The sequence below is a fragment of the Pseudomonas weihenstephanensis genome (assembly GCF_016812185.1).
GTDB lineage: Bacteria > Pseudomonadota > Gammaproteobacteria > Pseudomonadales > Pseudomonadaceae > Aquipseudomonas > Aquipseudomonas weihenstephanensis.
Map to the genome: position 1 here is coordinate 107,567 of NZ_JAAEBV010000006.1, position 13,602 is coordinate 121,168.

Consider the following 13,602-nt stretch of genomic DNA (forward strand, 5'->3'; position numbering starts at 1 on the left):
GCTGAACGCAGGGGCCTGAATTAGCCTTGCGTGGCAGGTCGCTGGGCGCCCTGCGAAAAAAATCGCCGGTGGTCAGTCACCGGCATGCGTGCCCTGATGGCCGCTTGCTCAACACTGTCGCGTTCGGCGATCAGCACCCCTTCGCCCTGTGCCTGCTCAGCCAGCACTCGCCCCCAGGGGTCGATGATGGCGGCGTGGCCGAAGGTCTCACGCGGCCCCGGATGCACACCACCCTGAGCGGCCGCCAACACGTAACATTGGGTTTCAATGGCCCGGGCACGGATCAGAATCTCCCAGTGCGCCGCCCCCGTGACGGCAGTAAACGCTGACGGTGCGCTGATCAACTCTGCGCCCGCAGCGCGTAACTCGCTGTACAACTCCGCAAAGCGCAGGTCATAACACACGCTCAAACCCAATTTACCCACCGGCGTGTCCGCCACCACCACGCGCTCACCTTGAGCATAGTCATCGGATTCACGGTAGCGCCCACGATTGTCAGACACGTCAACGTCAAACAAGTGCAGCTTGTCGTAACGCGCCACCTGCTCGCCGTCGGCATTGATCAACAGGGAACAGGCGTTGGCCTTGGCATCCGGTTGACCCGCAGGGGGCAATGGCAACGTGCCTGCAACTACCCATAACGTGAGGTCGCGGGTGACCTGTTTCAACCATGGCAGGATTGGACCTTCGCCCAATGCCTCGGCACGGCCCAAGGCGGCGACATCACGGCGGCCCATCGCGGCGAAGTTTTCCGGAAGTACGGCCAGTCGCGCCCCACCCTCGGCCGCTTTTTCAAGCAAACCACGCGCCTGTGCCAAATTGGCCAGCACATCGCTCTGGCTGACCATTTGAATGACTGCTAGCGACATGACGTGTTCCTCAATAGCCCGCCATTATTTCTTTTCGAATGGCTTGTCGAACGTGATTTTCGGGTCTTGCCACGGCCCTTTGATGCTGTATTGCACGCTGGCAAAACGCGACACCTGATCACCAATCAGCTTGTTGATCAAGAACAGCGCCCCGCCCACTGCCGGAGCACCGACCAGCAATGCCGCTATCGGCAAGTTATTGGTCACGGGCAAAGTGACCAGCAGCCTGGCGTCGACCTGATCGGTGACCATGTTCAAGGTGCCACTCAACTCAAGGTTGCTCGACGGGCCGGTCATGGTGATGGGTTTATTTGCGCTGTACACCCCGCGATTAGCCTGCAACAAGCCTTTGACCCGGTCGTAACTCAAGCCTTTGCCGAACAGGTCGGAGAAGTCCAGACGCAAACGCCGGCCAATGGAGTTGAAGTTCAGCAGGCCAAAAATACGCAGGACCTGGGCACTGCCATCAACTTCGACAAACTGGCCTTTGTTCAATGACGCATCCAGTGTGCCACTGAAGCGTTTGAGGCCAATCCACGCCGGTGAACCTGGCCACTTACCCTCTACGTCCAGGCGGAAATTATCGCTGGTCACACTGGGCGCAAAGCCCCAGTTCTTCAATACGTCCGCCAGATTACGGCCGCCCAGACGGCCCTTGTACCAACTGTTGCTGGCGCCGGCAAAACCTTCCCAGCCGCCCGAACCCTCTAGCAGCAAGCCTTTGAGCCCCAAGTTGAGGTTGTTGAGCAAAATGCCACGGCTGGTGGGGCGTATGTTGAGCGACCAGGCGCCAATCAGGTCCGGCCCCTGATAGAGCTGGCGAATGATGATGTCCAGCGCAGGAATGTTGCGCGGGTCAACCGACGCCAACGGATCAGGCGCGTTGTCGTCCGCCGCAGCCTTGGGATCAGCAGCGGGCAAGCGCACGATTTGCATCGTGATGGTGATTGGGGCGTTTTTCGCGTCCGGCAACGTGGCCGAGCCAACCGCTTGTTTGCTGTCGATTTTCAGCCCCCAGGACGCGGGGTAACGATTCATCTGCAAGCGGACCTGATCGAGTTGCGTGCCCATCGCCGTCAATTTGCCAATCTTGAAATCGGCGCTGCTGAGCAGTTGCTGCGCGCTGCCCCCTGCATCCTTGCCCGCGTAACGCTCGACCAATGCCTGCCAAGGTGCAACATCCAGCTCGGACAGCACGCCGCGCACACGCAGGCCCTTGGTGGTGGGTAACGTGGCTGCGCCTGCGCCGAGGAACAATTCACCGCGCCCGGCCTCAAGCTTGCCGTCCGGGGCGGCTAAGGTCAGGCTCGCCAGGTTGGCGTAATCAAACCAGTAGCGCTTCTCGGCGCCCTGCAAGGTCATGCGAAACACGCTGTCGCGGCTTTCATTGGCCGCCAGCCCAAACGGTGCCGGCAGATCAATCACCGCACCTTTAAGGCTGGAGTTGACACGTAACTGACTGTCGGCGCCGTCCAGCGTCAATTGCAGCTGGTAAGGCAAATCGCCTGAGACCGGGATCGGCTGATTGAATTTCAGCCAGTCCGTGAGTTTCTTGACCCCGACCTGACCCTTAGCCACCACCCGGGTGCTGATCCTGCCGGGCCTGCCATCGGCAAAAATCTGCGCGTTGATCGGCCGGTCAAACGCGCGGGCCGTGATGCTTTTGCCGCTTAATCCTTTTGCACTGTCAAAGCGGAAGTCGCCTTTGAGCTGTGTCAGCTCGAACTCGGGCTCGCTGATTTTCAACCGTGCTTTATCGGTTTTGAAATCCACCACGATTTTAGGTTCGACGCTGTGCTCCAGCGGGATATCGAGGTCTACCCGACCATTGAGCGAGCCTTCACCCTGCCAGCCGGCGAAGGTTTCAGCCGTGCCAATCGGCGCGTCTTGAAGGATCTTCAACCCATCACCCAGACCGCCCGCAAAGTTGCCCTGCAATAACAGATGGCTGACTTTACCGCTCGGCACATGGGGGATGCTCACCGCAACGTCGCGCACCTGGGTGTCGAGTAACTGCCCCTTGCTGGCCATGATTCGCACACCGCTGTCTTCGATAAACACATCGCCAGACACATTGCGCACATGGGGCCAGCCCGGCTGAAAGTCCAACTCTGCGCCATGCACCTTGAAGAACAGGCTGATATTGCGAGCCGCCGCGACAGCGTCATGGCTCAGCGAGCCTTGGTACTGGAAGAATCCTTCTTCAACATCGCCCTTGATAATCGCGGTACTGAGCCATTCGGTCAGCGCCGGACTCAAGACTTCTGGCAGATATTTGGGGGTAAAGCGGCCATCGCCATCGGTCAGACCGACCCGCAAGTCCATGTAGTCTTCCTGGGCGTGGTCCATGTGGATACGGATCAGGAAATCGGCAGCGATCTTGCCCTCCTCGCCCAACACCTTGATATAAGGCGCGATCAGGGTGAAGGTGTCTTTGCTCAGCGTCCACGTCAGCAAGGCATTGGCCTGCTGGTACTGCCACGGCTTGGCGAAAATCGGATCCAGATGCAGCATGAAGTCCTTGCTGTCCAGACGCAGTTCGCCTTTACCCAGATCACCACTGATCAAACCGCTGACATTGCGCGCAGCAGGCGCGCCGTGGGTGGCGTTAAAACCGACCTGTTGCAGGTTGGCGGCGAAGCTGAGCTTTTGATCGTCTGTGGCTTGCGGGCGAAAGTCGGCCAGCACATTGCGCAGCGTACCCGTGACGTTGAGCTGGTCGATGACGCTGGCCACACTGTCGGACCAGGGTGCGAGCGAGTCCAGCAGGGGCGTAATCGGCGTCAGGTTCAGGTGGTCGGCCTGAAAATGCCAACGTTGCGGGTCGGTATCGGTGGCCTTGAATTGCTGCACCTGCGCCCGCGTCTCCCAGCGCAGTTCGCCAATACTCATCGCCAGCGAGTCCAGCACCACGTTCACGCCTTGATCACCCCGTTCAAGCCAGGCATGCAGGGCGACATTTTCCAGGGTGCTCGGTTTGCGCTGTGCATAAGCGCCGCGAAACTTCGGTGCATTCAGACGCGCCGTCGCGCTTTGTACGGTGCCGTTGCCCCAGTTGAACCAAAGTTCACCGCCAGCCTTTAACTCGGTAATGTTCCAGCCTTGGGTGAGGTTGGAGGGTAACCACTTGGCCCAGTCGCTTTGCGGCAGGCTGACATAGGCTTGCGCTGCGCCATCGCGCCAGCGGCTGGCTTGAATCTGGCTTTTGACACTCAACGCAACCGGCTGACCATCAGGCAACGTCAAGCGCGCATCAAGGCGCTGATCAGACGCGCCGACATCAAGGCTCAGGCCAACATAGGTCAGGGTCATCGGTGCGGCTTTATACGGCTCAAGTGTGAGCTGGCTGTCTAGCACCGACAAACGCTCGACCCGTTGCAACTGATTCAGTAACTGCTCGGGGTCCAACGGCTTGTCATCCTGGACCGGCAAACCTTCGAGGGTCCAGTGACCGTCTTTGTCCTGACGCGCACTCAGTTGCAAGCCATCGAGCTGCACGTGGCCGATGCGCACTTCACGGGCCAGCACGCTGCCCCATATATCGGGCACCACTTGTACTTCGTCCAGGCGCAAGGCGCTGTTGCCTTCACCCACCATCACATCATGCGCCAGCAGCACCGGCGCCATGCCGCTCCAGCGGCCTTCCAGACGGCCAATGCTCAGCGGCATGCCCAAGGCTTCACGCGCCTTGCTCTGCACTTCGGCGCGATATTCAGCAATCAGTGGCGTGAGTTCGCGTCCCAGGCTGACGTACAACGCCGTCAGCACCAGCAGCAACGCACAAAGACTTAATCCCCAGCGGGTCAGCGCGGCAAAAAAGCGTGTCAGACGCTCCATGTCAGGTGGCCCCTTCAGTAATGATCGAAGGGGCTGGATTCAGCCCCTTTGGTATATCCGTAAAGTGCGTGATGCTTCAGAGCAGCACCACGTCGTATTGTTCCTGGGAGTACATGGTTTCTACTTGAAAACGAATCGTACGCCCGATAAAGCCTTCCAGCTCTGCCACATTGCCCGACTCTTCATCAAGCAAGCGGTCTACCACGCGCTGACTGGCTAACACGCGATACCCTTCGGCTTGATACGCACGCGCCTCACGCAAGATTTCGCGGAAGATTTCGTAACAGATGGTCTCTGGGGTCTTCAACTTGCCACGCCCCTGACAGCACACGCACGGCTCGCACAGCACTTGCTCAAGACTTTCGCGGGTGCGCTTGCGGGTCATTTGCACCAGTCCCAACTCGGTAATCCCGATGATGTTGGTTTTGGCGTGGTCGCGTTCGAGCTGTTTTTCGAGGGTGCGCAGCACTTGGCGCTGATGCTCTTCGTCTTCCATGTCGATGAAGTCGATGATGATGATGCCGCCCAGATTACGCAGGCGCAGCTGGCGCGCGATGGCGGTGGCCGCTTCGAGGTTGGTCTTGAAGATGGTCTCTTCAAGATTGCGATGCCCTACGAACGCGCCGGTGTTGACGTCAATGGTGGTCATGGCCTCGGCCGGGTCCACCACCAGATAACCGCCGGACTTGAGCGGCACCTTGCGATCGAGGGCTTTCTGGATTTCACCTTCTACGCCATACAAGTCAAAAATCGGCCGCTCGCCGGGGTAATGCTCCAGACGATCCGCGATTTCAGGCATCAGTTCGGCCACAAACTGCGTGGTTTTCTGGAAGGTTTCGCGTGAGTCGATGCGGATTTTTTCGATCTTGGGGCTGACCAGATCGCGCAGTGTGCGCAAGGCCAGGCCCAGGTCTTCATAGATAACGGTCGGCGCACCCACGGTTTTGATTTGTGCGCCGATCTGGTCCCACAGGCGACGCAGATAACGAATGTCCATCAGGATTTCATCCGCCCCGGCACCTTCGGCCGCCGTACGCAGGATAAAACCACCGGCTTCCTTGATGCCTTCCTGAGCCACGCAGTCGCTGACCACCTGCTTGAGGCGCTCACGCTCGGCTTCGTCTTCGATCTTCAGGGAAATACCGACATGCGCGGTGCGCGGCATGTACACCAGATAACGCGAAGGGATCGACAACTGCGTGGTCAGGCGCGCGCCCTTGGAGGCAATCGGGTCTTTGGTGACTTGCACCACCAGGCTCTGACCCTCATGGACCAAGGCGCTGATGCTTTCAACGGCCTGGCCTTCACGCAGGGAGATTTCGGAGGCGTGGATAAAGGCTGCGCGGTCCAGGCCGATATCAACAAAGGCGGCCTGCATGCCGGGTAATACGCGAACGATCTTGCCTTTATAGATGTTGCCAACAATGCCTCGGCGCTGGGTGCGCTCGACATGCACCTCTTGCAAAACACCGTTCTCTACCACCGCCACGCGCGATTCCATCGGCGTGATGTTGATCAGGATCTCTTCACTCATGGCTGGGTCTCGTTCAGGCGTCATCACATTAGTGCCACGTCTCGTAGGTGCGGTATTTAACGCACGGTAAGGTTTTGCCAACAGGGTATGCCGAAATGCGCCAGCACTTCTGCGGTTTCGCACACAGGCAAGCCGACGACAGCCGAATAACTGCCATGCAGCCCGGACACAAACACCGCAGCCAAGCCTTGAATAGCGTAGCCACCGGCTTTGTCCTGAGGTTCACCACTGGCCCAGTACCGCGCAGCTTCTTGTGTGCTGATGTGTCTGAAATGAACCGTGCTGCGTACAACGCGTGTCTCACACCGCTCAGCGTCCAACACGGCAACGGCGGTCAACACCTCATGCTCACGACCCGATAACGCCATGAGCATAGCCAAGGCATCGGCCTCGTCGACGGGTTTACCCAGAATTTTCCCGTCCAGCACCACGGCGGTATCGGCGCCCAGCACGCAAAAGGCGGCGTCAGGGACAGATGTGCGCAAATGCTCACGCCCGGCGCGTGCTTTTTCACACGCAAGGCGCTCGACATAGGCCGCTGGGGATTCATGGGCAAGAGGGGTTTCATCAATGCCAGCACTGACGGTGCTGAAAGGCACGCCGATTTGAGTCAGTAACTCGCGTCGGCGGGGTGAGCCTGAAGCCAGATAAAGCGAAGTCATCACGACATCTCCCTGTCAATGTGCACAAACCAGGAAATGGCTCGCGATCCGGTCAATTAATTTTGAAGCGTCGGGTCAATCCACGTAGTCCATAACTGACCCAGGGCCACAGCAACGCGCTGACCAAGGCTGGCAGCACCAGCGCCAGCGTGGGCTGGCGGTTGCCGGTCAAGGCACTGAGCCACAACTGCGCCAACTGCGCCAGGCCGAAGATCACCAGCAACACCAGGCTTTGCTGCCACATCGGGAACATGCGCAACCGCTGTTGCAGGGACAGCACCAAGAATGTGATGAGGGTCAGAATCAACGCGTTCTGCCCCAGCAACGTGCCGTACAGCACGTCTTCGGTCAGGCCCAGACACCATGCGGTGACCATGCCCACCTTGTGCGGCATGTACAGCGCCCAAAAAGCCAGTAGCAAGGCCAGCCACAGCGGGCGAAAGACTTCCATGAACTGCGGCATCGGCGAAACGCTGAGCAGCAGGCCAATGGCAAACGTCAGCCAGATCATCCAGCCATTGTGCGAACGGATACCCGCCATTATTGCCTCTCCCGAGTGGTGGCCGGCGCAGCGGCTGGCGGCGTGGCGGCGGCAGGGGTTACAACTGGAGCCGGTTTTTTAACCGCGCCGCTCGCGGGCGTTGGCGCCGCCGGCTGGGTGGCCGTAGGCACTGGTGTCGCGGTTGGGGCAACAGCAGGCACAGCAACCGGTTTGGGCACGGTGGCGGGAATGATGGGTAGCGGCTCGCCGTTTTTCTCGGCTTCTTGCGCTTGAGCCGCGTCATTGGCCCGCTCTTCAGGGCTGCGGCTGTCACTGAACACCAACAACAGATACCGGCTGCGGTTCAACGCCGCCGTCGGCACCGCACGCACGATGGCAAACGGCTGACCGGAGTCGTGAATCACTTCCTTGACGGTTGCCACCGGGTAACCGGCCGGGAATCGCTGACCCAAACCCGAGCTGACCAACAGATCGCCTTCTTTGATGTCGGCGGTGTCTGCCACATGGCGCAACTCCAGACGCTCGGGGTTGCCCGTGCCGCTGGCAATTGCACGTAAGCCATTGCGGTTGACCTGCACGGGAATGCTGTGGGTGGTGTCTGTCAGCAACAGTACTCGCGAGGTGTAGGGCATCAACTCGACCACTTGCCCCATCAGCCCACGCGCATCGAGCACTGGCTGACCGAGCACCACCCCGTCGCGCTCACCCTTGTTGATGATGATGCGATGGGTAAAGGGATTAGGGTCCATGCCAATCAACTCGGCCACTTCAACCTTTTCGTTGACCAGTGCCGAGGAGTTCAACAACTCGCGCAGGCGAACGTTCTGCTCGGTCAAGGCGGCCAGTTTTTGCATGCGGCCTTGCAGCAGAAGGTTTTCGGTTTTTAGTTTCTCGTTTTCAGCGACCAGTTCCGTACGGCTGCCAAACTGACTCGCGACACCCTGAAACAGGCGCTGCGGCAAGTCGGTAATCCAGTAGGTCTGCATCAGCACCAGTGACATTTGACTGCGCACCGGCTTGAGCAACGTGAAACGGGCATCGACCACCATCAGTGCGACCGATAGCACGACCAACACCAATAGGCGTACGCCCAAAGAGGGGCCTTTGGAAAAGAGCGGTTTAATAAGCCGCTCCTCCGGGGCAAGTGTTCAATGTATTCATACGGCTTCAAGCGGCCTGAATGAAGATTGACAAAAGATAAACGCCAAAAGGCAGCACTGCAAAGTGCTACCTTCTGGTGATAACCATCGAACTGCGACCACCGATCTTATTCGCTGGAGAGCAGGTCCATCGTGTGTTTATCCATCATTTCCAGCGCACGACCACCGCCACGCGCAACACAGGTCAACGGGTCTTCGGCAACAATTACCGGCAGACCGGTTTCCTGCGCCAGCAACTTGTCGAGGTCACGCAGCAAGGCGCCACCACCGGTCAGCACCAGACCGCGCTCGGCGATGTCTGAAGCCAGCTCTGGCGGGGACTGCTCCAGCGCGCTCTTCACGGCCTGAACGATGGTGGCCAGCGACTCTTGCAGCGCCTCCAGCACTTCATTGGAGTTCAGGGTGAAAGCACGAGGTACGCCCTCAGCCAGGTTACGGCCGCGTACGTCAACCTCACGCACTTCTCCGCCCGGATAGGCTGTGCCGATTTCCTGCTTGATGCGCTCAGCCGTCGATTCACCGATCAGGCTGCCGTAGTTACGGCGCACGTAGGTAATGATCGCTTCGTCGAAGCGGTCGCCGCCAACCCGTACGGACTCGGCGTAAACCACGCCGTTCAGGGAGATCAGCGCGATTTCAGTGGTACCACCACCGATATCGACGACCATCGAACCGCGCGCTTCCTCTACCGGCAAGCCGGCACCGATGGCGGCGGCCATTGGCTCTTCAATCAGGAAGACTTCACGGGCGCCGGCACCCAGTGCCGACTCACGAATGGCGCGACGCTCAACCTGAGTCGATTTGCACGGTACGCAAATCAGTACCCGAGGGCTGGGTTGCAGAAAGCTGTTTTCGTGAACCTTGTTGATAAAGTACTGCAGCATTTTTTCGCACACGCTGAAATCGGCAATAACGCCGTCTTTCATCGGACGAATGGCTGCAATGTTGCCCGGTGTACGGCCCAGCATGCGCTTGGCCTCGGTGCCGACGGCAACGACACTTTTCTGGTTACCGTGTGTCCGAATAGCCACAACCGATGGCTCATTCAGGACAATACCGCGCTCGCGCACGTAAATAAGGGTGTTGGCAGTGCCCAGGTCGATGGAAAGATCGCTGGAAAACATGCCACGCAGTTTCTTGAACATGGGAAAGGGACCCTAGGCAACGCGTGGGTAAAAAAGTGCGGCAAACTCTAACAACGACAGGGATTTTGGGCAAGGCGCCAATATGTTAAATTGGCCGCTTTTCCGAGCACCAGCCCCCACAATCGCGGCCATATGACCGTAGAAATGCGGTAGTGTTCCGACAATCTAACACACGGATAGCATCCGTCTTGTTTTCCACTGGAGAATCCCATGGCGCTTGAACGCTCCGACGTGGAAAAAATCGCTCATTTGGCCCGCCTGGGTTTGAATGATGCCGATCTGCCACGCACCACCGAAGCCCTTAATAGCATTCTGGGGCTGATTGACCAGATGCAGGCTGTCGACACCACCGGTATCGAGCCGCTGGCCCACCCACTGGAAGCCAGCCAGCGCCTGCGTGCAGACGTCGTGACTGAAACCAATCACCGCGAGGCTTACCAGGCCATCGCGCCAGCGGTCGAGAACGGCCTCTATCTGGTTCCCAAGGTCATCGAGTAAAAGGAAGAGCCTGCATGCATCAATTGACTCTGGCCGAGATCGCCCGCGGACTCGCCGATAAAAAGTTTTCGTCTGAAGAGCTGACCAAAACCCTGCTGGCGCGTATCGCCCAGCTCGATCCTCAGCTCAACAGCTTCATCACCCTCACCGAAGACCTCGCTGTAGAGCAGGCCAAGGCCGCCGACGCACGTCGCGCCAACGGTGAAACCGGCGCCCTGCTGGGTGCGCCAATTGGTCACAAGGACTTGTTCTGCACCCTGGGTGTACGCACCAGCTGCGGCTCCAGGATGCTCGACAACTTCAAGGCCCCGTACGATGCCACCGTGGTGTCGAAACTGGCCGCTGCGGGCGCGGTAAGCCTGGGCAAGACCAACATGGACGAGTTCGCGATGGGCTCGGCCAACGAGTCGAGCTACTACGGCCCGGTCAAAAACCCGTGGAACCTTGATCACGTCCCCGGCGGTTCGTCGGGTGGCTCGGCCGCAGCCGTTGCCGCTCGTCTGTTACCGGCTGCCACTGGCACCGACACCGGCGGCTCGATTCGCCAGCCCGCCGCACTGACCAACCTCACCGGCCTGAAACCGACCTACGGTCGTGTGTCGCGCTGGGGCATGATTGCTTACGCGTCCAGCCTCGATCAGGGTGGCCCGCTTGCGCGCACCGCCGAAGACTGCGCCATCCTGCTGCAAGGCATGGCCGGTTTCGACCCGCAAGACTCCACCAGCATCGACGAACCCGTGCCGGACTACAGCGCCAACCTCAATGGTTCGCTGCAAGGCCTGCGCATCGGCGTGCCAAAAGAGTTCTTCAGCGAAGGCCTCGATCCACGTATCGCCGAGTTGATCCACACCAGCATCAAAGAACTTGAAAAACTCGGTGCCGTGATCAAGCCCATCAGCCTGCCCAACATGCAGCACGCGATTCCTGCGTACTACGTGATCGCGCCGGCAGAAGCCTCCTCCAACCTGTCGCGTTTTGACGGTGTGCGCTTCGGTCATCGCTGCGAAGACCCCAAAGACCTCACCGACCTGTACAAGCGCTCGCGCGCCGAAGGTTTTGGCCCGGAAGTACAACGCCGGATTCTGGTCGGGGCCTACGCACTGTCGGCGGGTTACTACGACGCGTATTACCTGCAAGCGCAAAAAATCCGTCGCCTGATCAAAAACGACTTCATGACGGCGTTCAATGAAGTCGACATCATCCTCGGCCCAACCACGCCTAACCCGGCCTGGAAAATCGGCGCTAAAAACAGCGACCCGGTTTCTGCCTATCTGGAAGACGTGTACACCATCACCGCCAACCTCGCGGGCCTGCCGGGCCTGTCGATGCCAGCCGGTTTTGTCGATGGCCTGCCTGTAGGCGTGCAGCTGCTGGCTCCGTACTTCCAGGAAGGTCGCCTGCTCAACGTTGCTCACCAGTATCAGCTCAACACTGACTGGCACACGCGCTCACCTGCCGGCTTCTGAGGAGAAACATATGCAATGGGAAGTTGTGATCGGGCTGGAAATTCACTCCCAGCTCGCCACCCAATCGAAGATTTTCTCCGGTAGCGCCACCACCTTTGGCTCGCAGCCGAACACTCAGGCCAGCCTGGTTGACCTGGGCATGCCGGGCGTGTTGCCGGTGCTCAACGAAGAAGCCGTGCGCATGGCCGTGATGTTCGGCCTGGCCGTTGATGCCGAGATCGTTCAGCACAACGTCTTTGCGCGCAAAAACTACTTCTACCCGGACCTGCCCAAGGGTTACCAGATCAGCCAGATGGAGCTGCCGATTGTCGGCAAGGGCCACCTGGACATCACCCTTGAAGACGGCACGGTCAAACGCGTCGGCATTACCCGCGCACATTTGGAAGAAGACGCAGGCAAAAGCCTGCACGAAGATTTCAGCGGCGCCACCGGCATCGACCTGAACCGTGCGGGCACGCCGTTGCTGGAAATCGTCTCCGAGCCGGACATGCGCAGCGCCAAAGAAGCCGTGGCCTACGTAAAAGCCATGCACGCCCTCGTGCGCTACCTGGGCATTTGCGACGGCAACATGGCCGAAGGTTCGCTGCGTTGCGACTGCAACGTGTCGATTCGCAGATTTGGTGAGGCTGAATTCGGCACCCGCTGCGAGATCAAGAACGTCAACTCGTTCCGCTTCATCGAAAAAGCGATCAACAGCGAAGTTCAGCGCCAGATCGAACTGATCGAAGACGGCGGCAAGGTCATTCAACAGACCCGTCTGTACGACCCGAACAAAGACGAAACCCGCGCCATGCGCAGCAAAGAGGAAGCCAACGACTACCGTTACTTCCCCGACCCGGACCTGCTGCCCGTCGTCATCGAAGACACGTTCATCGAAGACGTGCGCGCGACCCTGCCCGAACTGCCACCGCAAAAGCGCGAGCGTTTCCAGTCACAGTTCGGCCTGTCCGCCTACGACGCCAGCGTGCTGGCTTCGAGCCGCGAGCAAGCGGACTACTTTGAAAAAGTGGTCAGCATCAGCGGCGACGCCAAGCTGGCGGCCAACTGGGTCATGGTTGAGCTGGGCAGCCTGCTCAACAAGCAGGGCCTGGACATCGACCAGTCACCCGTCACCGCCGAGCAACTGGGCGGCATGTTGCAGCGCATCAAGGACAACACCATTTCCGGCAAAATTGCCAAAGTGGTGCTTGAAGCCATGGCCAATGGCGAAGGCAGCGCAGACGAGGTCATCGAAAAACGCGGCCTCAAGCAGGTAACTGACAGCGGCGCGATTGAAAAAGTGCTGGATGAAGTGCTGGCCGCCAACGCCGAGCAAGTTGAGCAGTACCGTGCGGCTGACGAAGCCAAGCGCGGCAAAATGTTCGGTTTCTTTGTCGGGCAGGCAATGAAAGCGTCCAAAGGTAAAGCCAACCCGCAACAGGTCAACGAACTGCTCAAAAGCAAGCTCGAAGGCTAGGTTTCAGGCGAACCCCGTAGCCGCTGCCTGCGGCTACGGGGCGTTTTTCTGAGTTCTATAAGGATCCCCCATGAAGCGGCTACTCGGCGCTTGCGCCTTGCTCAGCTTGCTCGCCGGCTGCGCCAGCCACGACATAGACCCACGCGGCTATGACAATATCGGCGTCGCCTCTTATTACGGCGCTCGTCACCACGGTAAACGTACCGCCAGTGGCGAACCCTTCGACCAGCACGCCCTCAGTGCCGCCCATCGCCAACTGGCCTTCGGCAGCCGGGTTTTGGTCACCAATCTAAGTAACAACCAGAGCGTTGTGGTGCGCATCAATGATCGCGGCCCGCACACCCGTGGGCGCCTGATCGATCTTTCGCGCCAAGCGGCCCAACAGTTGGGTATGCTGCGCAGCGGCACCGCAAAAGTCCGCATTCAGGGCTTGAGCGACTAAATCAGGGAGCGGCTGCAATCTTGGGCTTGAA

11 protein-coding genes are annotated in these 13,602 nt (G+C 59.2%); 4 read left to right on the forward strand and 7 right to left on the reverse strand.

Annotated elements, in window-relative coordinates; translation table 11 throughout:
- Nucleotides 1-20 precede the first annotated feature (20 nt).
- The 7 genes from GYN01_RS19065 to mreB all read right to left on the reverse strand — a co-directional run bounded on the left by GYN01_RS19065 (nucleotide 21) and on the right by mreB (nucleotide 9,709).
- Nucleotides 21-869 (reverse strand): carbon-nitrogen hydrolase family protein, encoded by an 849-nt coding sequence (locus GYN01_RS19065; RefSeq protein ID WP_048363141.1) that lies wholly within the window; start codon nucleotides 867-869, stop codon nucleotides 21-23.
- Nucleotides 870-893: 24 nt separating this feature from the next.
- Entirely contained in the window at nucleotides 894-4,706 is a 3,813-nt protein-coding gene (locus GYN01_RS19070; RefSeq protein ID WP_048400243.1) for a YhdP family protein, read from the reverse strand.
- A gap of 76 nt (nucleotides 4,707-4,782) precedes the next feature.
- Nucleotides 4,783-6,240: a ribonuclease G gene (gene rng / locus GYN01_RS19075; RefSeq protein ID WP_048363139.1), complete on the reverse strand. Its 1,458-nt coding sequence runs from the start codon at nucleotides 6,238-6,240 to the stop codon at nucleotides 4,783-4,785.
- Between the two features lie 56 nt (nucleotides 6,241-6,296).
- Complete coding sequence (locus tag GYN01_RS19080; RefSeq protein WP_048363138.1) at nucleotides 6,297-6,902, reverse strand: Maf family protein; 606 nt, start codon at nucleotides 6,900-6,902, stop codon at nucleotides 6,297-6,299.
- A gap of 52 nt (nucleotides 6,903-6,954) precedes the next feature.
- Nucleotides 6,955-7,443 carry a rod shape-determining protein MreD gene (gene mreD, locus GYN01_RS19085; RefSeq protein WP_048363137.1) on the reverse strand — a complete coding sequence of 163 codons (489 nt, stop codon included), beginning with the start codon at nucleotides 7,441-7,443 and terminating at the stop codon, nucleotides 6,955-6,957.
- Nucleotides 7,443-8,528 (reverse strand): rod shape-determining protein MreC, encoded by a 1,086-nt coding sequence (gene mreC, locus GYN01_RS19090; protein WP_082152862.1) that lies wholly within the window; start codon nucleotides 8,526-8,528, stop codon nucleotides 7,443-7,445. Before mreC ends, mreD begins: the two co-directional genes overlap by 1 nt.
- 143 nt (nucleotides 8,529-8,671) lie before the next feature.
- Nucleotides 8,672-9,709 carry a rod shape-determining protein MreB gene (gene mreB / locus GYN01_RS19095; RefSeq protein WP_002555108.1) on the reverse strand — a complete coding sequence of 346 codons (1,038 nt, stop codon included), beginning with the start codon at nucleotides 9,707-9,709 and terminating at the stop codon, nucleotides 8,672-8,674.
- 210 nt (nucleotides 9,710-9,919) lie between these two features.
- Here mreB and gatC point away from each other — a divergent pair, with 210 nt between their 5' ends.
- The 4 genes from gatC (at nucleotide 9,920) to GYN01_RS19115 (ending at nucleotide 13,571) form a co-directional block, all read left to right on the forward strand.
- Nucleotides 9,920-10,207, forward strand: coding sequence for an Asp-tRNA(Asn)/Glu-tRNA(Gln) amidotransferase subunit GatC (gene gatC, locus GYN01_RS19100; RefSeq protein WP_048363135.1), 288 nt, complete (start codon nucleotides 9,920-9,922; stop codon nucleotides 10,205-10,207).
- Between the two features lie 14 nt (nucleotides 10,208-10,221).
- Nucleotides 10,222-11,673, forward strand: a complete 1,452-nt coding sequence (gatA, locus tag GYN01_RS19105; RefSeq protein WP_048363134.1) for an Asp-tRNA(Asn)/Glu-tRNA(Gln) amidotransferase subunit GatA — start codon at nucleotides 10,222-10,224, stop codon at nucleotides 11,671-11,673.
- Nucleotides 11,674-11,683: 10 nt separating this feature from the next.
- Nucleotides 11,684-13,129: an Asp-tRNA(Asn)/Glu-tRNA(Gln) amidotransferase subunit GatB gene (gatB, locus tag GYN01_RS19110; protein WP_048400247.1), complete on the forward strand. Its 1,446-nt coding sequence runs from the start codon at nucleotides 11,684-11,686 to the stop codon at nucleotides 13,127-13,129.
- A gap of 70 nt (nucleotides 13,130-13,199) precedes the next feature.
- Complete coding sequence (locus GYN01_RS19115) at nucleotides 13,200-13,571, forward strand: septal ring lytic transglycosylase RlpA family protein (RefSeq protein ID WP_203307613.1); 372 nt, start codon at nucleotides 13,200-13,202, stop codon at nucleotides 13,569-13,571.
- Nucleotides 13,572-13,602 lie beyond the last annotated feature (31 nt).